Origin of the sequence: Flavobacterium sp. SOK18b (genome assembly GCF_014156605.1) — a bacterium.
GTDB lineage: Bacteria > Bacteroidota > Bacteroidia > Flavobacteriales > Flavobacteriaceae > Flavobacterium > Flavobacterium tiangeerense.
On the sequence record NZ_QKNZ01000068.1, the window covers coordinates 1 to 22,235 of the forward strand.

The 22,235-nt window shown below is 33.4% G+C and carries 16 protein-coding genes and 1 other RNA gene; 6 read left to right on the forward strand and 11 right to left on the reverse strand.

Annotation, left to right across the window (positions count from 1 at the left end):
• Positions 1 to 18 precede the first annotated feature (18 nt).
• Positions 19 to 6,057 carry a PAS domain S-box protein gene (locus tag DNC80_RS10810; RefSeq protein ID WP_182651233.1) on the forward strand — a complete coding sequence of 2,013 codons (6,039 nt, stop codon included), beginning with the start codon at positions 19 to 21 and terminating at the stop codon, positions 6,055 to 6,057.
• 105 nt (positions 6,058 to 6,162) lie between these two features.
• Here DNC80_RS10810 and DNC80_RS10815 read toward each other — a convergent pair whose 3' ends face one another.
• The 4 genes from DNC80_RS10815 to DNC80_RS10830 form a co-directional block, all read right to left on the reverse strand.
• On the reverse strand, positions 6,163 to 7,002 hold the full coding sequence (locus DNC80_RS10815; RefSeq protein ID WP_144893656.1) for a methyltransferase domain-containing protein: 840 nt from the start codon (positions 7,000 to 7,002) through the stop codon (positions 6,163 to 6,165).
• 77 nt (positions 7,003 to 7,079) lie between these two features.
• A complete protein-coding gene (locus DNC80_RS10820) occupies positions 7,080 to 8,495 on the reverse strand; it encodes a rhodanese-like domain-containing protein (protein WP_182651234.1) in 1,416 nt (471 codons plus the stop codon).
• A gap of 73 nt (positions 8,496 to 8,568) precedes the next feature.
• Positions 8,569 to 9,360 carry a sulfite exporter TauE/SafE family protein gene (locus DNC80_RS10825; protein ID WP_182651235.1) on the reverse strand — a complete coding sequence of 264 codons (792 nt, stop codon included), beginning with the start codon at positions 9,358 to 9,360 and terminating at the stop codon, positions 8,569 to 8,571.
• 52 nt (positions 9,361 to 9,412) lie between these two features.
• On the reverse strand, positions 9,413 to 10,036 hold the full coding sequence (locus tag DNC80_RS10830; RefSeq protein ID WP_144893662.1) for a Crp/Fnr family transcriptional regulator: 624 nt from the start codon (positions 10,034 to 10,036) through the stop codon (positions 9,413 to 9,415).
• A gap of 262 nt (positions 10,037 to 10,298) precedes the next feature.
• Here DNC80_RS10830 and DNC80_RS10835 point away from each other — a divergent pair, with 262 nt between their 5' ends.
• Together DNC80_RS10835 and DNC80_RS10840 are read left to right on the forward strand one after the other, a co-directional pair.
• Entirely contained in the window at positions 10,299 to 10,610 is a 312-nt protein-coding gene (locus tag DNC80_RS10835) for a rhodanese-like domain-containing protein (RefSeq protein ID WP_182651236.1), read from the forward strand.
• A gap of 45 nt (positions 10,611 to 10,655) precedes the next feature.
• On the forward strand, positions 10,656 to 12,236 hold the full coding sequence (locus DNC80_RS10840; RefSeq protein ID WP_182651237.1) for an NADP-dependent glyceraldehyde-3-phosphate dehydrogenase: 1,581 nt from the start codon (positions 10,656 to 10,658) through the stop codon (positions 12,234 to 12,236).
• Positions 12,237 to 12,391: 155 nt separating this feature from the next.
• Here DNC80_RS10840 and katG read toward each other — a convergent pair whose 3' ends face one another.
• Positions 12,392 to 14,644: a catalase/peroxidase HPI gene (gene katG, locus DNC80_RS10845; RefSeq protein ID WP_182651238.1), complete on the reverse strand. Its 2,253-nt coding sequence runs from the start codon at positions 14,642 to 14,644 to the stop codon at positions 12,392 to 12,394.
• 283 nt (positions 14,645 to 14,927) lie between these two features.
• On the opposite strand from katG, the gene DNC80_RS10850 reads away from it, so the two are divergent.
• Positions 14,928 to 15,347 carry a TerB family tellurite resistance protein gene (locus tag DNC80_RS10850; protein ID WP_182651239.1) on the forward strand — a complete coding sequence of 140 codons (420 nt, stop codon included), beginning with the start codon at positions 14,928 to 14,930 and terminating at the stop codon, positions 15,345 to 15,347.
• A gap of 75 nt (positions 15,348 to 15,422) precedes the next feature.
• Here DNC80_RS10850 and DNC80_RS10855 read toward each other — a convergent pair whose 3' ends face one another.
• From DNC80_RS10855 to DNC80_RS10870, 4 genes are read right to left on the reverse strand one after another with little or no spacing between them, the layout of a single operon-like run.
• Complete coding sequence (locus tag DNC80_RS10855; RefSeq protein WP_182651240.1) at positions 15,423 to 15,920, reverse strand: DUF6691 family protein; 498 nt, start codon at positions 15,918 to 15,920, stop codon at positions 15,423 to 15,425.
• Between the two features lie 10 nt (positions 15,921 to 15,930).
• Positions 15,931 to 16,500, reverse strand: a complete 570-nt coding sequence (locus DNC80_RS10860; RefSeq protein WP_220485235.1) for a YeeE/YedE family protein — start codon at positions 16,498 to 16,500, stop codon at positions 15,931 to 15,933.
• A 57-nt stretch (positions 16,501 to 16,557) separates the two neighbouring features.
• On the reverse strand, positions 16,558 to 16,866 hold the full coding sequence (locus DNC80_RS10865) for a DUF202 domain-containing protein (protein ID WP_182651241.1): 309 nt from the start codon (positions 16,864 to 16,866) through the stop codon (positions 16,558 to 16,560).
• A 4-nt stretch (positions 16,867 to 16,870) separates the two neighbouring features.
• On the reverse strand, positions 16,871 to 17,146 hold the full coding sequence (locus tag DNC80_RS10870; RefSeq protein ID WP_255493226.1) for a rhodanese-like domain-containing protein: 276 nt from the start codon (positions 17,144 to 17,146) through the stop codon (positions 16,871 to 16,873).
• Positions 17,147 to 17,523: 377 nt separating this feature from the next.
• Between DNC80_RS10870 and DNC80_RS10875 the strand changes: the two genes are divergently transcribed.
• Positions 17,524 to 18,747 carry an acyloxyacyl hydrolase gene (locus DNC80_RS10875; protein ID WP_182651243.1) on the forward strand — a complete coding sequence of 408 codons (1,224 nt, stop codon included), beginning with the start codon at positions 17,524 to 17,526 and terminating at the stop codon, positions 18,745 to 18,747.
• Between the two features lie 276 nt (positions 18,748 to 19,023).
• Here DNC80_RS10875 and ssrA read toward each other — a convergent pair.
• Positions 19,024 to 19,420: a transfer-messenger RNA gene (gene ssrA / locus DNC80_RS10880) on the reverse strand.
• 64 nt (positions 19,421 to 19,484) lie between these two features.
• The gene (locus tag DNC80_RS10885; RefSeq protein WP_182651244.1) at positions 19,485 to 20,684 is read right to left on the reverse strand and encodes a serine hydrolase; all 1,200 of its coding nucleotides are present in this window, start codon (positions 20,682 to 20,684) and stop codon (positions 19,485 to 19,487) included.
• 247 nt (positions 20,685 to 20,931) lie between these two features.
• On the opposite strand from DNC80_RS10885, the gene DNC80_RS10890 reads away from it, so the two are divergent.
• The gene (locus DNC80_RS10890; RefSeq protein WP_182651245.1) at positions 20,932 to 22,134 is read left to right on the forward strand and encodes an NAD(P)-dependent oxidoreductase; all 1,203 of its coding nucleotides are present in this window, start codon (positions 20,932 to 20,934) and stop codon (positions 22,132 to 22,134) included.
• The last annotated feature ends 101 nt before the right edge of the window (positions 22,135 to 22,235 follow it).

Here is a 22,235-nt window from a genome sequence, read left to right on the forward strand (position 1 = left end):
ACTTTAATCTAATGTTTTATGAATGAGGCTAATTACAGCTATGATGAATTGCTTATTTTAGTAAAGCAAAAAGAAATACAACTTCAAACTTTTATAGAAAAAGAATCTTGTAAAAATAACTTTGAACAATTGATTCATAGTTCACAGGATTTTGTATGTGTAGCAAGTACTGATGGGTATTTTAAAGAAATTAATCCAACATTTGCAGTAGTTTTAGGTTATACTGAAGAAGAACTTTTATCGCAGCCTTTTCTGAATTTTATACATCCTGAAGATCTTGAAAAAAGTATAGATGAAGTAAAAAGGCTTGGTACGGAAAAAGAATCAATAAATTTTGAAAATCGTTATGTAAAAAAAAATGGTGAGATTATTTCTATCCAATGGATTATCACCGTATCACATGAACACGGTTTAGCTTATGGTATAGGTAGAGACGTAACGTGTGTAAAAAGAATTCAAGAGCAATTATCAGAAAGTGAAAAATTACTCAATGATGCCCAACATATTGCAAAAATGGGTAGCTGGAGATATGAGTTAGATACCAAAGAAATGTTTTGGTCCAAGGAATTATATGCTATTTATGAATTAACAAAGGCGGCTGGCCAAGATTTATTTCAGGAATTTTTAAATATTTTTTCAAAAGAGGATTCTTCTTTTTTTCTAGAAAAAATAAATAATGCAAAAATTGATAAAAAAGAGTTTTATTTAGAGCGAAAAGTTAATCTTTCAAACCATGATGTAAAATGGTTGTATGCCATTGTCATTCCTCAGGAAGACCAAACAGGAAGAATCATTGCCTTTAATGGAACTGTACAAGATATAACTGAAAAAAAGCGAATCGAATCTGAAATTAAACAACGTGAAAAAGTTGAGGTTGATCAGCAGATACAATTAATTCAGCAAGAAAGTGATTTAAAGTTTCAAAATTACATAGAAAATGCTCCTGATGGTGTGTTTGTTTTAGATGAGGATGGCAATTATCTCGAAGTGAACCACGCTGCTTCTGTGCTTTCTGGCTATTCAAGAGAGGAGTTGCTCACTAAAAAGTTTGGGGATTTATCCGGAATAGAAAATCACAAGGAGTATTATAAAGAATTTAAAAATTTAGTTGAAAAAGGAGTTGCTAAAAAAGAAATTCAGGCATTTTTAAAAAACGGTTCTAAACGATACTGGCAAGTTGAAGCAGTAAAAATTTCCGAAAATAGGTTTCTAGGTTTTGTAAAAGATATTACCGAGAAAAAAGCTATTGAAGATAAAATTGCTCAAAACGAGCGTCGTTTTAGAGCATTGATAGAAAATAATGTTGATATCATTTCCTTAGTGGATGAAAAATTAAACATCATCTTTAGGAGTGAATCAGCACAAAGAGTTACTGGATGGTCACATGAAGATTTCAACGATATATCAGTTTTTGATTTTATTCATCCCGATGATCAAAAAGAAATACCATATTTATTAAAAAAAGCACTCAATGAACCTGGTGCACCCTTTTCAATTTCCTTACAATTAAAACACAAAAAAGGTCATTACATCTGGCTCGAAGGATATGTTAACAATTTACTGCATGATCCTGATATAGGAGGTATTGTTATTAATTTAAGAGACGTAACATCTACTAAAAAAGCACAAGAATTATTAAATGAGGAACGTAATAAATTTTTTAAGATTGCAGCTACCTCTCCGGGTTTAATATATTCCATGAGACTAAATGTTGATCAATCTTTATCTTATACGTATGCTAGTAATGCCATTCAAGAAATTTATGGTTATACTTTTGATGAAATTGAGTTTGATACTTGTAAACTATTTGAACGCATTCATCCGGATGATGTTCATACCGTTGTAGAGAATATCAAAATAACCAAAACAAATCTAGTCCCACTAAAAACGCAATACCGATATTTTCACCCGCAAAAAGGAATGGTTTGGCATGATGTAAACTCGTTGCCTGTATTGGAACCTGAGGGGACTGTAATTTGTCATGGTATTATTACGGATATTACGGATCGAATTCTAGGAGAACAAAAAATCATTAAAGCTAGTAGGCTATATTCATTTATAAGTCAAATGAATCAAATGATTGTGCGTACCACAGATGAGCAAACTTTATTTAGAGAAGCATGTACAATTGCAGTAGACATAGGTAAGTTTAAGCTAGCATGGATTGGTATGATTGATCCAGACTGTGAAAAAGTACTTCCTGTCATGGTTGCTGGGGAGCATGAAAATTACGTTTCTGTAATAAAGACAATTTCTACAAATAAAAAATTTCCTGAGGGTCAAGGACCAATAGGAAGATCGGTTAATGATAAAAAGCATGTAGTTTGTAACAACATTGAGACTGATTCGACAATGAATCTTTGGAAGCAAGAGGCCTTGGGTAGAAATTACAAATCATTACTAGCTATACCTATTATGAAGTTTGGGAATGTAGTAGGAGTCTTTACATTTTACGCTGGTGAGATTAATTTTTTTGATGATGAAGAGATTTCTTTACTTATTGAGGCTACAGAAGATATATCTTTTGCGCTTGAAATATTTGAAAAAGAGGCACTTCGAAAAAAGGCAGAGGAATCTATATTTGAAAGTGAACAACGATACCATACTTTAACCGAAGTTTCTCCTGTAGGAATTTTCAGAACAGACCCTAAAGGATACACTACTTATGTTAATCCTTATTGGAGTCAATTATCAGGTTTGTCTTTTCAAGAAGCATTAGGGTACGGTTGGTTTAAGGCTGTGCATCAAGATGATCTAACAAACCTTGCTGGTCGTTGGAATAATGATTCTAAAAAAATGAACTCGTCATTTTCGGAGTACAGATTTGTACGTCCAGATGGCTCAGTATCTTGGGTAATGGGTAAGGCAATACCAGAGAGAAATGTAAAAAATGAAATACTAGGTTATATAGGTACCATTACAGATATCACTGAGCGTAAACTTGCAGAATCAGAAATTTTGAAAGAAAAACAGCTTTCCGAAGTTGTTATAAATAGCCTTCCTGGAATTTTTTATCTCTATGACGAAAATGGAAAATTTGTAAAATGGAATCAAAACTTTGAAGAAATCATGGGATATAATGAAGAAGAAATTTTGAATATGAGTCCACTTGATTTCTTTGATGACGATCAAAAAAAGAGACTCGCTTCCCGAATTCAATCTATTTTTGAAACCGAACAAGGCAATTCGGATTTAAATAGCGAAGGTTTTGAGCTTGAATTCTTTACAAAGTCTAAAAATAAAATTCCGTACTATGTAAACTCTAGATGTATCTCATACGAAGGTAAAAAGTGCATTGTAGGTATGGGAGTCGATCTTACCGAAATTAAAAAAGCAGAAGAAAAAATTAGAGCCGCCAATGAGCGTTTTGAAATGATCTCAGCAGCTACCAATGATGCTGTTTTTGAAGTAAACTTAATAACTGGTGAGAGTTGGAATAATCAAACATTTATTGACCTATTAGGTTTTGGTAGCACAGTACCAAATGGTGTCAATAATATGATTGTTTGGCGTTCAAAACTCCATCCAGACGATAAAGATAGAGTTATCAAAAAACTGGAAGAAACATATGCTGGAACCTCTGATACTTGGTCTGATGAATTTCGATTCAAGAAAGCAGATGGAACGTATGGAATATTTTTTGATAGAGGTGTAATTTCTAGAGATGAAGAGGGAAGAGCAACATTACTCAATGGAGCATTGACCGAAATTACCGAATTAAAAAATATCAAAGAGCAGCTTGTAAACAGCGAAGAACGCTATAAAAGTTTGATTGAGCAAGCCTCAGATGCCATTATGATTAGTAATAGCAAAGGTAAATTACTTGAAGTTAATGAAAGCGCTTGTAAAATGCTTGGTTTTACAAAAGAAGAATTATGTACCAAAAACTTTAAGAATTTATACATTATAGATGAGCTGGTCAAAAGACAAATAATATTTAATGAATTAATCAACGGCGAGCAAACGTTAATGGAATGCAACATGATGCACAAAAACGGAACTCTAATAGCAGTTGAAATTACTGCCAAGAAAATTGTAGATGGTAGGATCGTAGCTATTGTAAGAGATGTAAGTGAGCGTAAACATATTGATGACGAGTTTATGCGTATGCATAAAAAAATGGAGGCCATACTCGGTGCAATACCAGATATGCTTTTTGAAATTAATCTTGAAGGTAAAATTTTTAATTATCACTCTCGTAGAGATGATTTACTGGCTGTGCCACAGGAATATTTTCTTGAAAAAAAGTTTTCGGATGTACTTCCTGAGGATGCCTCAAATATTATTTTAGAAGCCATTCAAGAGGCTTCAAAAGAGGGATTTTCTGCGGGTAAACAATACTCTCTTGAATTGAATCAAGAGACACATTGGTTCGAACTTTCGGTTGCACCAATGAAAGAAAATTTAGAAAATGAAATTCACTTTATTTGTCTTTGTAGAGATATTACGAAAGCAAAAGAATCTGATTTTGCGTTATTTAAAAGTGAAGAAAGATATAGAGGTTTATTGAATAACTTAGATGCTGGTATTGTTGTTCATGGGGCGGATACAGCAATAATTGTCAATAATAAAAAAGCATCAGAACTATTAGGGTTAACTGATGATCAAATGAAAGGCCTAACAGCCATCGATTCAACATGGGAATTTTTGAATGAAGATAGATCTATTATGACTTTCGAAAATTATCCAGTTAACCAAATTGTAGCTACTAAACAAGCGATTAAAAAATTTACTATAGGAGTCCAACGTCACTCACTTGAAGATACTGTTTGGTTGCTAGTAAATGGCTATCCAGAATTAAACCAAGACGAAAACATTACTGAAATTGTAATTAGTTTTATAGATATTACAGAACAAAAAGTAATGGAAATGGAACTTATAAGTGCAAAACTGCAAGCTGAGAGTGCTAATAAAGCTAAGACAGATTTTCTAGCAAATATGAGTCATGAAATTAGAACACCGTTAAATGGTATCATAGGATTTACTCATTTGTTAATGAAGTCTAATCTTAAGAAAAACCAAGCAGAGTACATGACCACCGTCAATGAATCAGCTACTTCATTGATGGATATTGTAAATGATGTTTTGGATTTCTCCAAAATTGAGTCGGGTAAACTGGAGTTGAATTTGGAAAAAGTAAATCTTTTTAAGCTTACCAATCAAGTAATCAACTTGTTTAAGATTCAGGCCATCAAAAAAAATATTAACTTAATTCTTGATATTGAAAAATCAGTGCCGCAATACATCGTGGCCGACTCTGTTAGACTCAAGCAAATTTTAGTAAACTTGTTAAGCAATGCAATAAAGTTTACTCATTTTGGAGAAATTAGATTGGATATTAGTCAAATTGATAAAAATGAAAAACAATCAGCAACAATTAAGTTTTCGGTTAAGGATACCGGCGTAGGAATCAAAACGTATAATAACGAAAAAATATTCAAATCCTTTGTACAAGAAGACAATTCTACAAATAGAAAATTTGGTGGTACTGGATTAGGACTGGCTATCTCAAATCAGTTGTTGGCATTGATGGATAGTAAGTTAGAATTAATAAGTAAATACGGTGATGGTAGTGATTTTTACTTTGTGGTTAAATTTACAAGATCGAGTTTCAAAAATGATACAGAAATACCAATCATTCCAAAAAGTAATATCATAAGTATAGCTCCTGAGTGCATACTAGACAATAAGAGAGTTTTGATTGTTGAGGATAATAAAATAAACATGCTTTTAGCCAAAACATTGGTTAAAAGAATCATTTCTAATTGTCAAATTTTTGAAGCCAAAGATGGAAACGAAGCAGTATTGTTGTACGATAAAGAAAGACCTGATGTAATTCTTATGGACATACAAATGCCTAATAAAAACGGTTATGAAGCCACTGATGAGATTAGAAAATTTGAAAACTCTCAAAATATTCCTATAATTGCAATTACAGCCGGAATTATGGTGGGTGACAAAGAAAAATGTTTTGAAGCAGGAATGAATGATTATCTTCCTAAACCAATAATTCAAACGGATTTAGAGCGCGTGTTACAAGCTTGGTTGAAAAAATAACTTTCAACGATGAGGTTCATAAAAAAAAGGTATTTGAGTAGTCAAATACCTTTTTTATGGTTTTTAGAGATATTAAGTTCAATACAAATTAGTACTGCATATTTTCTAGATAGTACTTTGCGGCGCAATTGAATAATTAGCTTCATATAAAAGAGCTTCTTGAAGTTTTTCAATTGCAATCATTGATTGACTTACAATGACAATTTCTTGGAAGTTTGTACTTATTGAAACTTGAAGTATACCTTCGATATCAGTTAATTTTGAATCTATTGTTTCGGCACATGTAGAGCAAGTAACTCCTTTTAATTCATACAAGTTCACAATCACATTCGTGTTTTTTTCAAACGTAAAAAACAACTCTGAATTAGCTCTTGGCGAAATGGAGTTCTGAGCAATCTCCATTTTTTGGATACGGAAAGCATTTTTAAAAAGGGCTTCATATTCTTTTTGGCTTCCGCCAAAAGGAGGCCCAGACTCAAATTCTCTGTTAAAAAACAGGCCAACTAGAATTCCATTTTCAGCTAAAAGTTGGTGCATTTTCCACATGTATTTTTGTCGCATGAAGGGTGGAATAGCACAGAAAAAGGTTTGTTCTATAATACAGTCATATTGACCAGAATGTGTAAAAAAATCACCTTGAATAATCTTTATGTTTGGATTGTTAGCATGTTTTTTTGTTAAGGCTGCAACCGGTGATGGTGCAATATCAATAACAGTGATGTTAGTAAAACCATTTTGTAGCAAGTAATCAGCCTCGTGACTGTTGCCGCAACCAGGAATTAAAATACGCCAGTCTTTATTGGTTATAGTATTTATAAATTCTTGAAGTGGTGGCGCTATGGTTCCCAAATCCCACTTTGTAGTTTGTGCAACATATTGCGATTCCCAATAATTAGCATCAATGGGTTGTTCGCAGCTGACTACACAACATTTTAAATCAGACATATTATTTTTTTGTTCTAATTGTTACTTCTAGTTTGGGTTTCTAAGTATTTACTACAGAATTATTCCTGAAGGATTTATTATTTTAATATTTTACTTTGGCAGACAAAATCTGTTTTTGGAATACTCGTTTTTGCAATTGCGTTGAATCCTCCTTCAATTTCGGTAAAGTTTCTAAAACCGCGAGCCTCAAGGATAGATGCCGCAATCATACTGCGGTAACCACCAGCACAATGAATGTAAAAATGTTCTTTTGGGTCAATATCTTTAATCCATTCATTTATAGCGGCAAGTGGCTTATTATAGGCTTCATCTACGTGTTCTGCACTATATTCAGTTTCTTTTCTAATATCAACGATCTTGCTTTCACCTATTTTTACTTCTTGTTCAAATTGTCCTGCCGAAATTCTATTGATTGTATCTACTTCATTTCCAGTATTCACCCACGCATCAAATCCTCCGTCAAGATGACCTAATAAGTTATCAAACCCTACACGACTCAATCGCGTTACTGTTTCTTCCTCTTGTCCTACTTCGCAAATTATCAATATAGGTTGTTGTACATCAGCCACTAGTGCGCCTACCCAAGGAGCAAAATCACCATCTATACCTATGTTTATTGATTGCGGGATAAATCCTTTTGCAAAAACACCGTTTTTACGAGTATCAAGAAGTAATGCACCATTTTCTTCGGCAGCAGTTTCAAATTCTCTAGGAGTTAGTGCTCGCATTCCTAAATTGAGAACACTTTCAAAACTGTCATAGCCTTTTTTATTCATGGCTACATTCATACCAAAATACGCTGGCGGAGGCAATAAACCATCCGTAACTTCTGCAATAAACTCAGCCTCAGTCATTGTTGCACGTAGGGCATAATTTGTTTCTTTTTGATTCCCAATGGTAGAAACCGTTTCTTTGCTCATGTTTTTTCCGCAAGCGCTACCCGCACCATGCGCAGGATACACAATAACATCATCTGCCAAGGTCATAATTTTATCACGTAAAGAATGATATAAGGTAGCTGCAAGCTGATCTTGTGTCATGTGAGCCGCTTTTTGAGCCAAATCAGGTCTTCCAACATCACCTATGAATAAGGTGTCACCAGAAAAAATGGCATGGTCTTTTCCGTTTTCATCAATTAATAAAAACGTAGTACTTTCCATGGTGTGTCCTGGAGTATGCAACACCTTGATTGTAACATTTCCTAAAGTAAAAATTTGACCGTCAATTGCTGTTATGCATTCAAATTCACAAGTGGCATTTGGACCATAAACAATAGGAGCATTTGTAGAACGACTCAAATCTAAGTGTCCGGACACAAAATCAGCGTGAAAATGCGTTTCAAAAATGTATTTTAATGCCACACCGTCTCTTTTTAATCTATCAAGATATGGCTGCGTTTCTCTAAGCGGGTCTATTATGGCAGCTTCACCATTTGAAGTAATATAATAGGCACCTTGTGCTAAACATCCTGTATATATTTGTTCAATTTTCATTTTATAATTTTTTATTAGTACAAATGTACTTCTGTTTTTTTGTTTGTACAGTGATATTTGTTACATAAAGTTTTTATTTAAAAAAAAATTCTTTAGTAATTATGTATATGCCCATAAAAAGCACAAACCAACCAAAAATAGGTTTTAGTTGCGCTCCATCTATTTTTTTTGAAAGCTGTAAACCAATGATCATTCCTATAAACGCCATCCCCGATATTAAAAAAAGAATTTTATAATTTATGGGTGTACCAATGTATAAATCTCCGCCAAAACCAATACTCGAGTTGATGAAAATAATAAGCAATGACGTGCCAACTGCTTGCTTCATGGGTAAATTTGCAAAGAATAAAAGAGCAGGTATAATTAAAAATCCGCCTCCTGCTCCTAGAAATCCCGTTACAATCCCGATGATAAATCCAATGCCACTCAGCTGTAGATAATTAGTTTTAGTTGAAGTTACTACTACTGTTTTAGATTTTCTAATCATGGCAAGTGCCGATGCAATCATGAGAACTGAAAAAACAGCCATAATAAGAACATTTTTTGAGACTTGATAAGAGGCTATTGAGAATAGGGTAGTGGCTATTTTGGGAAATATAACTTCACGAATTATTAATATTGAAACAACTGATGGTATGGCAAAATACAAAGCCGATTTGATTTTTAAATTCCCCATTTTGTAATGACTAATACATCCAAATAATGCCGTGATGCCTACTATAAAAAGAGAATAGCTGGTAGCTATTTCAGGATCTATTTTAAAAAGATATACTAAAATAGGTATGGTAAGAATGGATCCACCACCGCCTATTAATCCTAGTGATAGCCCAATTATGATGGATGCAATGTACCCTAAATATTCCATAAACGATGTTGTTGAAAGGTGAACTGATTTTTAAAAACGTAAAATGTTAGTTTTAAAGAAGTTCGATATTATTACGATGAAGTGACACTTTTCCTCTTTGTTCCATTTTTTTTAACAATCGAGAAATTACTTCCCTTGATGTATTTAAGTCAGATGCTATTTCTTGATGAGAAAGTTTTAGTTCTTTACAGCCACAAGAGGTTGAATGCCTTTGCAAATAAAATTCTAATCTTTCGTCCATAGCTCTAAAGGCAATGCTATCTATCACTTCAAGAACTTCTTCAAAGCGGCTTCTGTAGGTGTCAATAACAAATTCGTACCAGCTTCGGTGTTGCATCATCCATTTATCCATCAATGGCAACGGAATCATTACCAGATCAACATCCTCTACAACAAGTGCCATAATTTGACTTTTTTCGTTTTTAGTAGCACATATCATAGAAATGGCGCATGCTTGACCAGGTTGTAAATAATACATGAAAAATTCCCCTCCATTTTCATCTTCCCTGTAAATTTTTATTTTTCCTTGAATAACTAGTACGGTACTTTTTATATACTGACCTGTACGCATAATTACGGTTCCAGCTGGATATGATTGTAAAACTGCATTATTTTCTATATCGTGAACCAAATCAGCAGAAAAGGAATTGAATGATTTTTTTATGAAGTCAATCATTTGTTGAATTTATATTTTCCATAAAAGTAATCTAAAATGCCAAATTTATCAGTTTTTTTTAAATGCAAAATACAATTAAATCCCTCATTAATAGGTTGTTGAAATCCAAATTCCTATCGATTTTGTAGGCTTATCAAGTTTGTTATTTATTTTATTGATAGTGAATGTTTTACGCAATCGTTTTCTTAGGATTAATATCTAATTAACAATTGATACGATAATTGTTTGCTAAAAACATCGTATTTTTACAAAAAACAATACTATGAATTTAACACAAGAAGAGTGGGTTTCTCAATATGAGGCCGACCAAAACACAGTAATTTTAGACGTAAGAACTGAAGACGAATTCAATGATGGTTTTATAGCTAATGCCATAAATATTGATATTCATAGGGGACAAGATTTTGTAACTGAAATTGAAGCATTAGACAAAAACAAGAAATATTATATATACTGTAGATCAGGTATGCGTAGTGCAAAGGCTTGTGAAATTATGAATCAATTAGGATTTGAGAACACCTATAATTTACTAGGAGGTATTTTAGATTGGGAAGGTACTGTAGTAACGCCTTAATATTGCGCATGCGCTTGCTGATTTTTAATTTTAAACCTCAAAAAAATGAATGTGATTCCCGAAGAATATCAGATTAAGAGTTTATTAAATCAAGACACCTATCTTGTTGATGGTGAATTAAAAAAATGGGAGGGACAAACTACTGCTGTTTTTTCTACAATTTCATCTACTCTGGAATACGGCCCTACCATTCTTGGTTCAATACCATTTATGGGAGAAGAGGAAGCTCTAGAAGCTGTGCAAGCAGCAAGTAATGCCTATAACAATGGTCAAGGACTTTGGCCTACCATGAAAGTGTCGGATCGTATTAAGTGCATGACAAATTTTGTCAAGCAAATGAAAACAACTCGAGCTGAGGTAGTAAAGTTCCTAATGTGGGAAATAGGAAAATCATTGCCAGATTCTGAAAAAGAGTTTGATAGAACCGTGGAATACATTTATGATACTATTGAAGATTATAAATTATTAGATAGAAATTCATCCCGATTTACTAAAAGCCAAGGTGTTAACGCCATGGTTCGTCGTGGGCCTTTAGGTGTGGTATTGTGTTTAGGACCTTATAATTATCCATTAAACGAAACTTTTTCATTGCTAATTCCTGCATTGATTATGGGTAATACTGTAATTTTTAAGCCAGCAAAACATGGAGTTCTTTTAATTTCGCCCTTGTTAGAAGCTTTTAGAAATAGTTTTCCAAAAGGTGCCATCAATATCATTTACGGTAGAGGTCGTGAAGTAGCTTCGCCAATTATGAAATCTGGGAAAGTGGATATTCTGGCGTTGATAGGGAATAGTAAATCAGCTATTGCACTTCAGGATCAGCATCCTAATAAAAACAGATTGCGATTAATTTTAGGACTTGAAGCAAAAAATCCAGCCATTATTTTACCAGATGCTGATCTTGATTTGACTATTCAAGAATGTATTGCAGGCTCATTATCTTTTAATGGACAGCGTTGTACAGCATTAAAAATAATATATGTTCATGAAAGTATTGCTGATGAATTTAACACTAGGTTTGCTGCAAAAGTTGATGCTCTCAATTTTGGAAATCCTTGGGACAAAGATGTAATGTTAACTCCTTTGCCGGAAAAAGAAAAGCCAGCTTACATCCAGGAGTTAATTGATGATGCAATTAAAAATGGTGCTACAATCCTAAATGAAAAAGGGGGTGAGCATACCTCAAATTATATTTTCCCAGCAGTATTGTTTCCGGTGAATAAAGAAATGAGAGTGTACCATGAAGAGCAATTTGGTCCTGTTGTTCCTGTGATGACTTTCAAGGATATTCAAGAGCCATTAAACGATATGGCTGAGTCTAACTACGGACAACAAGTTAGTTTATTTGGTAGGGATATTAAAACCATTGCACCATTAATCGATAGTTTGGTAAATTTAGTGTGTCGAGTAAATTTGAATAGTTCTTGCCAAAGAGGTCCTGATGTGTACCCGTTTACAGGTCGTAAGGATTCTGCGGTGGGTACTTTGAGTATTCATGATGCGTTGCGCTCGTTCTCCATTAGAACCTTTGTTGCCTCAAAGGATAATGAGTATAATAATGAAATATTACAAGCATTATTAAATAGTAAAGAATCAAATTTTGTGAACACTGATTATACTTTGTAATTTGATTTTATAGTTTTATAAAGCAACTCAATGAACATGCCCCAATAAGTTAGACACTAATTGGGGCATTTTTTATAGTGAGAAAAGCAAAATAGATTTCATAAAAAAGGTGACCTATTGCTAGACCACCTTTTAAACAAATTAAAATTCAATATTTACACTAAGTCAAAACGATCAAGGTTCATCACCTTAGTCCATGCAGATACGAAGTCAGCTACAAATTTTTCATGTGCATCGTGGTATCCGTAAACTTCTGCAAGTGCTCTTAATTCAGAGTTAGAACCAAAGATTAAATCAACTCTTGTTCCAATCCATTTTAATCCTCCAGCTATTCTATCACTACCTACAAAAGCATCATCAGATTCTGAAACGGCTTTCCAAGTAGTTCTTAAATCTAATAAGTTTACAAAGAAATCATTAGTAAGTGTTTCAGGTCTGCTTGTAAAAACTCCATTTTGAGATTTATCAAAATTGGTATTCAATACGCGCATACCACCTACTAAAACTGTCATTTCTGGAGCAGTTAATGTCAATAACTGTGCTTTGTCAATTAACATTTCTTCGGCAGAAACGGTATATTTAGTTTTTACATAATTTCTAAATCCATCAGCTTGTGGCTCTAATACCGCAAACGACTCAACATCTGTTTGCTCTTGTGAAGCATCCGTACGTCCAGCGGCAAAAGGAACTTGAACTTGAATTCCTGCATTTGCGGCAGCTTTTTCAACTGCTGCGTTTCCAGCTAATACAATCAGATCGGCAAGAGATACTTTTTTATCAGTATTATGCGAATTGAATTCATTTTTGATATTCTCTAGCGTAATTAAAACACGATCTAATTGTGAAGGATTGTTTACTTTCCAACTTTTTTGTGGTTCTAATCGAATACGAGCACCGTTTGCTCCACCACGCTTATCAGATCCTCTAAAAGTAGATGCCGATGCCCAAGCGGTACTTACTAACTCTGAGATACTTAATCCAGATGATAAAACAGAATCCTTAAGTGCTTCAACGTCTTGCTCGTTAATTAATTCAAATGTAACCTCAGGAACTGGATCTTGCCAAATTAGTTCTTCAGCTGGTACTTCATTTCCTAAATAACGAACTTTTGGTCCCATATCTCTATGAGTCAACTTAAACCATGCTCTTGCAAATGCTTCATTAAAAGCATCAGGATTTTCTAAAAAGTGACGAGAGATTTTCTCATAAGCAGGATCAACACGCAAAGATAAATCGGTTGTAAGCATCATTGGTTGATGCGTTTTTGATGCATCATGAGCATCTGGAACTGTTCCTGAACCTCCATTATTTACTGGTTTCCACTGGTGTGCTCCTGCAGGACTTTTTGTTAACTCCCACTCATAACCAAATAGGTTTTCAAAATAATTATTACTCCAGTTTACTGGTGTAGTAGTCCAAGCTCCTTCAAGACCACTTGTAATGGTATCTGCACCATTTCCAGTGCCATAGGTATTTCTCCAGCCTAAACTTTGCTCTTCAATAGATGCACCTGCTGGTTCAGCTCCTACATATACATTAGGATCAGCAGCACCGTGAGTTTTTCCTAGTGTGTGTCCTCCTGCAATCAAGGCAACTGTTTCCTCATCATTCATAGCCATACGTGCAAATGTCTCTCTAATGTCACGTGCTGCTAATAGTGGATCTGGATTTCCATCTGGTCCTTCTGGGTTTACATAAATAAGACCCATTTGTACAGCAGCCAAAGGATTTTCTAACTCACGATCCCCTGAGTAACGGCTGTGTGGTTCTGTACTTAAAGACAACCATTCTTTTTCTGGTCCCCAGTAAATATCTTCTTGTGGTTCCCAAACGTCTACACGACCTCCAGCAAAACCAAACGTTTTAAATCCTGCTGATTCTAAGGCACAGTTCCCTACTAATACCATTAAATCTGCCCATGAAACTTTGTTGCCATATTTTTGTTTAATAGGCCATAACAATAAACGAGCTTTGTCTAAGTTGGCATTATCTGGCCAGCTATTCAAGGGTGCAAATCGCTGTGTTCCAAAACCAGCTCCACCACGACCATCTGCAATACGGTATGTTCCTGCGCTGTGCCAAGCTAAACGTATAAAAAAGGGACCGTAGCTTCCGTAATCTGCAGGCCACCAGTCTTGAGAAGTTGTGATAACTTCTTTAATATCATTTTTTAAAGTATCTAAATCTACTTTTTTGAATTCTTCGGCATAATTAAAGTTGGCTCCCATGGGATTGTTCTCTAATGAATTCTGACGAAGAATATTTAAACGGAGTTGGTTGGGCCACCAATCACGATTTGTTTTACCGTGAGTAACACTTTGTTTAGGCGCGGCAGATGATGCCCCAGAGAAAGGACATTTGCTTTCACCGTTTACATTGTAAGAGGTTGGTTTTGCATTATTTTCCATAGTATGTTTGTTTTTTTATTTTTTCTGAATACAAAGTTATTTAAAACATTCGTAGTAAATTAAAAAATCAATAGATAAAAATTATAGTTTGAATTGTTATTTATATGCTAATATATAAAATGTTACTCTTTTAAGCTCAACTTTAAGGTGTTAAGTTTGTGTTAGTCTCTTGTTATTTTGAATTTTTTTGTGACATCCAAATATACACACATTCTAGATTGTTTTTATAAATGGTTAATTGTAAATTTAGCAAAAAAATATTTTGGAAAAAGACATTAATATTATGGGAGAAAACCCAATTCAATCTGAAGCTGAGGCCTGGTTAGGAATTTTATATACTTGTATAAAAGCGGATCATTATATATCTGAAGCCGAAAGAAAATCGCTATCAAGAATACTGTATTCTAAAGAAAAATTTAAGAATGTAGATTTCGGACCTTATTATGAAACTGCCGTTGCATTATATCAAGAGTTGGGACAGCTTAAATATATAAAGGGTTGTTGCTCTTGGATAGAAACCGAAGATAAAGAAACCTTGTTTGCTCTTGCCTTAGACGTCTTTTTAGCTGACGGAACATTAGAAAAAGAGGAAAAAAGTCTTATTGAAATTTTATCCAATCATTTAGATGTAAGTACCTCTATGTCTAGTAAAATTATAGAAGTTATGTTTTTAAAAAACAGAGGGAATAGAAAAGGTATATAAGTACTCTTCAAAAAAATGAAATAATATATTTTTATATAGAAAGATATGTAACCTTATTTTTTAGCTTTTAAGAAATTAATTAGGCAGTGTATCTCTAAAATAACCATAAACCCATGTTCCAACGATTGCAAATAATAGTGTTACAATCATCACGGTGGCTCCCGTTCCAATTTGTGCAAACAACGGTCCAGGACAAGCTCCGGTTACTGCCCAGCCCAATCCAAAGATAAGTCCACCATAAACCTGTCCTTTGTTGAAGGTTTTGTCATGAAATTCAATTCTTTCGCCATAAATAGTTTTGATATTAAATTTTTTAATCAGGAAAACGGAAATTATTCCCACCACAACGGCACTTCCAATTACACCATACATGTGGAAAGATTGAAAACGGAACATTTCCTGAATGCGATACCAACTGATAATTTCTGCTTTGATGAAAACAATACCAAACAAGATACCAATGACTAAGTATTTTAAATTATGGTACCACTTGTGTTCCAATTGGCTTTCGTTGATACAAATGGTGTCTAGGGAACGCGTTTCGAAATCAGAATTTTGATCTTTTAGTTTCATAATTTGTGATTTAAAGTGAAAGAATAAATGGTAAAATAAGGTTTGCCATAATCAATCCGCCTATGAAGAAACAACAGGTTGCAATTAATGATGGTATTTGTAAATTAGACAAACCAGAAATAGCGTGACCACTAGTGCAACCTCCCGCATAACGAGAACCAAAACCAATGAAAAAACCACCAACGACCATCATGAAAAATCCTTTGAGTGTAAACAAACTTTCCCACGAGAATAATTGTTCTGGCAACATTCCGTAAATTTCAGTAATGCCGTAGCCTGCCAATTCGGTTTTTAGATCTCCATCAATGATAATCGGATTAGGATTTGATAAAAAGCTGAACGCAAGTATACCACCCAATAAAATACCGAAAACAAAAAACATGTTCCAGATTTCTTTTTTCCAATCGTATTTGAAAAACTTAATGTTTGCGGGTAAGCATATGGCGCAAGTATGACGCAATGAAGCACTAATGCCAAATGATTTGTTGCCAATGATTAACAAAGCCGGAACGGTAAGTCCAACTAGCGGGCCCGCAATATACCAAGGCCAAGGTTCTCTGATTAATTCTAAAATTTCCATAGACATGCTGTTTTATTATAATTGATACAAAGTTTGTTTCTATAGTGCAGGTATTTGCTAAAATTCATAATATTCCAATTGATATTCACCAATGTGTTTTTTATTAGAAGCAATTGATTTTTTGTGTTTTACATAATTCATACACCCAATAGTGAAAATTGCGAAAGATGCACCAAAGAGCATGATTTCAAACAAGATACTATTCTCTACTTTGATCACATTTTTAAGGCTTAAACCTGCTATCAAGAAATACATTGAGGTTCTTAAAAAAGAAAGAAATGTAGATTGATTTGCCAATGTTGTTCGTTGCAATGCTAATTTTTCTCTTAAAATAAGATCTTTATTAATTTGTTTTGTAATTTCCATAACACTATTTTTTTTCAGTAATCTTGCTAAGAATGTCTTGAATATTGCCCCAAGTACCGCCATTCGTCACATTAACAATACCATTTTTGTTTAATAGTAATTTTGCTTGTCCGCTACGATTCCCGCTTCTGCAAAAAACAATAATATTAGTTTTACCCCTAAGCTGGTGTAGGTTATTTTCAATTTGATCCAAGGGAATATTGACAGATCCTTTTGCATTTCCTTCTACAAATTCATTTTGTGAGCGAACGTCTATTAACAAGGCGCCCTCTTGTATCATTTTTTTTAAGATACTGTTATCGTTTTTGGAAAATAAATTTTGTAGAATGTGAAGCATAGTTGTTTTTTAAAGTATTTGTATGAAAAAATGTCTCCTATTATGGTTTATCTATGCAAAAGTAGTAATGCTTTTTACCACAGTCAGTGACTTATGTTACATTGTATTTTGAAAGTGGAATTTTAGAACGAAACAGGCTTTGAATTTTAAATAAATTTGTATGAGTTATTAAATCTCCATTTAAAATTACCTTGAATCTGGTGAAAGATTTGACTATTAGGTTATTCTTTTTGCTATTTTTACCGCTTTTTAGGTGGTAATTTAAAGATTCTGCCTTTGTAATAGATTTTAATTAGTGTATGGTTTTAAGAGTACTATTTTTGCTCCTAATTTTTTCAATTAGGATTGGTTACGGACAAGGAATTGATTCAAATGGTAAAAAGGATCATCGTTTTATAGGACTTGGGTATTCTATGGGTAAAACATTACCATCAATAAGTATTTTTCCCGAGACTGAAAATCAAAAAGGTATAGATTTAACTTTTGGTAAAACTACCTATAACAATGAAACATGGGCTAAATTTTTGAATTATCCTAAAACTGGAATTGCAGTTACTTACGCTGATTTTGGTAATCTAAAGCAAGTAGGATACAGTGTAGCCGTTATGCCTTTTTTAGATTTTGGAGTACTCCAAAGCCTTACAAACAGAGTTCGTTTTCAAGTAGGACTCGGGGCTTCCTATCATAGTGTGATTTATGATAAGGTTACAAATCCAGGTAATTTTGGGGTGTCAACGCCTATTACATGGGCATTTAGGTCTTTTGTTTATTATGATGTGACACAAACAAACCAAGTTGCTGTAAAACTAGGAGTGGGGGCAACGCATTTTTCTAACGGACATACAAGATTGCCTAATCATGGTTTGAATTCGGTTTTGGCCACGCTTAAAACTGAATTTAAGTATTCTAAAAAGGAGCTAATTGATTCGAAAAAAATTATAGATACTAGTCAGTCAAAGACACAAAATTATGTTTCTACCCGTTTTGGTCTAGGACAAAAAGTGTTGGCAAGAGGCTATAACTCGGTTAAAAACGTTTACACAGCATCATTTGCCATTGGAAAAATAAAAAACAAGACCTACAAATATGGTTTAGGTATGTATTACCGTTATTATGATGATTATTATGATTTTATAAAAAGTAATGATGAGTTATCAAAGAATCAATTTGCATACTTAAAAGAAAATCCATTTCACAACGCAACCACTTTAGGAGTGTATGCTAATTTTGAAATTTTAATGAATCATTTCAGTGTCGAAACGGAATTGGGTGTGAATTTTTACAAACCTGCCTATAAATTAGATTGGTACTTAAACAACGGAAGTTCAAGCTCAGGACAATATATTGCACAAGATTTTGAGTCTAAAGCCAAGATAAAACAAGTAATTTCCTCTCGTTTGGGTTTTAGGTATTACGCCTTTTCTACTCAAAAATTTCCACAATACAATGTATTTCTTGCAGCCAATATAAATGCAAATTTGGGTCAAGCTGATTTTTCTGAACTAAGTTTGGGATATGTTTACTCTCCTAGGATTAAAAGGTAATACTCACCAAGAAAAGTATTGAAAAACATGCTAAAAAAATTTGTAGCAATGTTCTAGAAAATATTTTGGTTGCTTTTAGGTAACATAATTCAACTTTGAAAATGCTTCCTAGTTACTGATTTTACTACTAAAAGCTTGTATTGAATAAATATTCAATTGCTTAATTATTACTTTTATTAATATTTTTTTATTAAAATTAGTAACAGGAAAATGTTAAAATAAAAGACTATAAAAAAAAACCGTAAAAACTTTAAATAAAGTATTTACGGATTTTTAAAGTGGAGTCGCCGGGAATCGAACCCGGGTCCAAACAAGCAATTCATACACTTTCTACGCGCTTATTTCCTGATTGAATTTTCGACGCAGTGCTAGGCCAGAAACAGCCACACTTTGCTTAGCTACTTTAGTTTCGAAAATTGCCCGTAGCTTACAAAATTCTAGGTTTTAATTTACGATTCCCCTGTTTCGAACGCTAAAAACCAGAGCTTTCGAGGAGAATCCTGCTTTCCTACCTGGTAGGACGAGGCTAATCTTACTATAATTCGGATTATGCAGCAAGAGCGTAGTTTCCTTCGCCGTGTAAATGTTTTGAAACCTTTTATTAACGAGAATTGTCCCAGTTCTCGACGTGCTTATGTATCAATTCGACTCGCTGTCAAAACCAGTCGACCCCTTTTTTAATTAGGTTGCAAATGTACAACTAATTTCAGCCTTTAAAACAAAAATCATCCCTAAATTTATTCATCTCCAATCTTAAACGGATAATCCCCAAAAAGAACGGCCAACTTCCTAACATTATAGGTTTTTCTTGTGAATTTATTAGACAATGCAATAATTGTAACGCCTTCCTCTTTTAATGTTATATAAGATGAGGTATTACCATGCCACCAACCATTGTGAAAATAAAAGTTTTGTCCCGTATCCCAGTTGATCATTCTAATCCCAAGACCGTAATTTTTTGTTCCTTTTCTCTCGTTGCTATAGCCCAAGTAAACTTCTTTTAATAATGAAGGATTTAGAAATTGAGAACTACTTCGGGCACGGTCAAATTTTAATAAATCTCTAGGAGTTGAGTATATGTTTTTATCGCCATAAACAGCATCTAAATAATCTTTACCTATTTCAACCTTATTTCCTTTATAAGACGTTACTGCTGTATTTTTGTCTTTCTCGTAATCAAAAACATAAGTGTTTTTCATACCAAGAGGTTCAAATATAATCGCTGCCATAGCATCTTTATATGTTTTCTTGGTTACTTTTTCTATTATTAAAGCAAGAATGGCGTAATTAGTATTGCAGTAACTAAACCGTGTATCTGTTTTATTTTCTAATTCGATATTTTTAGTGGCAAGTAAAGTCAGAATGTCTTGATTTGTTAAAATGTTTTTTCTGTCCCAAACACTTTTATCTCTATCTGTAAAATAAGCATAGTTACGCATCCCGCTGCGGTGGTTAAGCAACGTTCTTATAGTTACATCAGGATATGGAAATTCTGTTAAGAGCGTATTTACCTTTTGGTCTAATGTAATTCTTTTGGCATTTACTAATTTTAAGATAGCAGTTGCCGTAATCACTTTACTCACTGAGGCTATATGTAAAGCTGTGTTAGCATTTATTAATGATTTATCGCTAAAGTTGGAAAAACCTTCGTACTTTTCAAAAATGATTTGACCATTTTTAGCCACAAGAAAACTTCCATTAGCAGTATTATTAGGCCAGTTTTTTTGGTAAAAAGTATCTATTTGTGCTCTTTTTTCACTAATAAATTGTGCTTCTAGTTGCGGTTCTTTTTGCAATAAAGGTTTCATTATAGGCAAAGTAGTTTTAGGAAGTTGATCATCTCTAAGTTCTACTTTCTTTTTCTCCTTCTCGCAAGAGCTTAAAATGAATAGGAGCAGTATAATATGTAGTATATTTGTTTTTTTTGGAAATTTCATCAGAAGTGGCTTTAAAGGCAAATATATAGAAATGAAGGCTTTTAAGAAGCACTTATTTTAGACCTTAACACAATTTTATAAGCCTTTCGGCGCAGGGATAATCGTTAGTAAATTGTTATTCAACCTATAGTAAAATCTTTGGGCAATCCTTTTATTGAAAAAAAGCAATTTTCAAGATACTTTTGTTATATTTGTAACAAATACACGTCATAAAGTTATATTAAATTAATTATAAGTTACATATACCATGAAATTCGGAATTATAAAAGAAAGAAAAAACCCTCCTGATCGTAGAGTTATTTTTTCACCAAATGCCATCCAACAAATAGTGTCTGAGTACAAAGGGATATCTATTGAAGTGGAATCATCAGATTGTAGAGTGTTTTCGGATTTACAATATAAAGAATTGGGAATTCCTGTTACAGACGATGTAAGTGATTGTGATTTCCTGTTTGGGGTTAAAGAAGTTCCTGTTGAAAATTTAATTTCAAACAAGTCCTATTTCTTTTTTTCTCATACCATAAAAAAGCAACCCTACAACAGAAAATTACTTCAAGCCGTTTTAGAAAAAAATATTGACTTATATGATTATGAAACCATTGTGGATGAATCAAATAAAAGACTTATTGGTTTTGGTAGATATGCAGGTATTGTAGGCGCTTACAACAGTATAAGAGCATTTGGACTTAAATTTGAGCTTTTTAAATTGCCCAAAGCTGAAACATTAACAGGCAAAGAGGCTTTAATTTTACAACTCAAAAGAGTAGTGCTACCACCGATAAAGTTTGTTGTTACAGGAACCGGTAAAGTTGGAAATGGGATCAAAGAGGTCTTAGATGCTATCAAAGTTAAAGAAATTTCAGTTGAGAATTATTTAACAAAAAATTACACCCAACCTGTTTACACACAAATTGATGTATTAGATTATAATATTAGAAAAGATAAATCTACAAACGATTTTAATGATTTTTATCAAAATCCACAACTTTATGAGTCCAATTTTGAGCGTTTTACAAAAGTTTCGGATATTTATATTGCAGGTCACTTTCATGGAAATGATGCGCCAGTAATATTGTCTCGAGCTATGTTGCAATCAAATGAATGTAAAATAAAAATTGTTGGGGATGTATCTTGTGATGTAAATGGTCCTGTTGCATGTACTCTTAGAGCATCAACTATTGAGGATCCATTGTACGGTTATTTACCTAGTGAGGATAGAGAAGTTGATTTTTTTCACCCTGCTGCAGTTGTAGTTATGGCAGTTGACAATTTACCATGTGAATTACCTAAAGATGCTAGTGAAGGGTTTGGCGAAATGTTTATAAATCAAGTAATACCTGCTTTTTTTAATCAAGATAAAGATGGGATATTACTAAGATCTAAAATTACCGAAAACGGAAAGTTAACAAAACGATTTAGTTACTTACAAGATTTTGTAGAAGAAAAATAATTCTTAAATTATATATCAAACAATTATAAAGTAGTGAAATGAAACACGACTTTTACATTTAAACAAATAATTCTATAAAATTAATTACAAAAAAAAGAAGT

What these genes read in the sequence shown, in the direction of transcription:
- DNC80_RS10825 (WP_182651235.1), bottom strand. Translation starts at nt 9,360, where the DNA reads ATGGAATATTTAGGGTACATTGCATCCATCATAATTGGGCTATCACTA.
- DNC80_RS10835 (WP_182651236.1), top strand. Translation starts at nt 10,299, where the DNA reads ATGAATTTAACACAAGAAGAGTGGGTTTCTCAATATGAGGCCGACCAA.
- DNC80_RS10820 (WP_182651234.1), bottom strand. Translation starts at nt 8,495, where the DNA reads ATGAAAATTGAACAAATATATACAGGATGTTTAGCACAAGGTGCCTAT.
- DNC80_RS10865 (WP_182651241.1), bottom strand. Translation starts at nt 16,866, where the DNA reads ATGGAAATTACAAAACAAATTAATAAAGATCTTATTTTAAGAGAAAAA.
- DNC80_RS10885 (WP_182651244.1), bottom strand. Translation starts at nt 20,684, where the DNA reads ATGAAATTTCCAAAAAAAACAAATATACTACATATTATACTGCTCCTA.
- DNC80_RS10810 (WP_182651233.1), top strand. Translation starts at nt 19, where the DNA reads ATGAATGAGGCTAATTACAGCTATGATGAATTGCTTATTTTAGTAAAG.
- DNC80_RS10890 (WP_182651245.1), top strand. Translation starts at nt 20,932, where the DNA reads ATGAAATTCGGAATTATAAAAGAAAGAAAAAACCCTCCTGATCGTAGA.
- DNC80_RS10855 (WP_182651240.1), bottom strand. Translation starts at nt 15,920, where the DNA reads ATGAAACTAAAAGATCAAAATTCTGATTTCGAAACGCGTTCCCTAGAC.
- DNC80_RS10815 (WP_144893656.1), bottom strand. Translation starts at nt 7,002, where the DNA reads ATGTCTGATTTAAAATGTTGTGTAGTCAGCTGCGAACAACCCATTGAT.
- DNC80_RS10860 (WP_220485235.1), bottom strand. Translation starts at nt 16,500, where the DNA reads ATGGAAATTTTAGAATTAATCAGAGAACCTTGGCCTTGGTATATTGCG.
- DNC80_RS10840 (WP_182651237.1), top strand. Translation starts at nt 10,656, where the DNA reads ATGAATGTGATTCCCGAAGAATATCAGATTAAGAGTTTATTAAATCAA.
- DNC80_RS10830 (WP_144893662.1), bottom strand. Translation starts at nt 10,036, where the DNA reads ATGATTGACTTCATAAAAAAATCATTCAATTCCTTTTCTGCTGATTTG.
- katG (WP_182651238.1), bottom strand. Translation starts at nt 14,644, where the DNA reads ATGGAAAATAATGCAAAACCAACCTCTTACAATGTAAACGGTGAAAGC.
- DNC80_RS10850 (WP_182651239.1), top strand. Translation starts at nt 14,928, where the DNA reads ATGGGAGAAAACCCAATTCAATCTGAAGCTGAGGCCTGGTTAGGAATT.
- DNC80_RS10870 (WP_255493226.1), bottom strand. Translation starts at nt 17,146, where the DNA reads ATGATACAAGAGGGCGCCTTGTTAATAGACGTTCGCTCACAAAATGAA.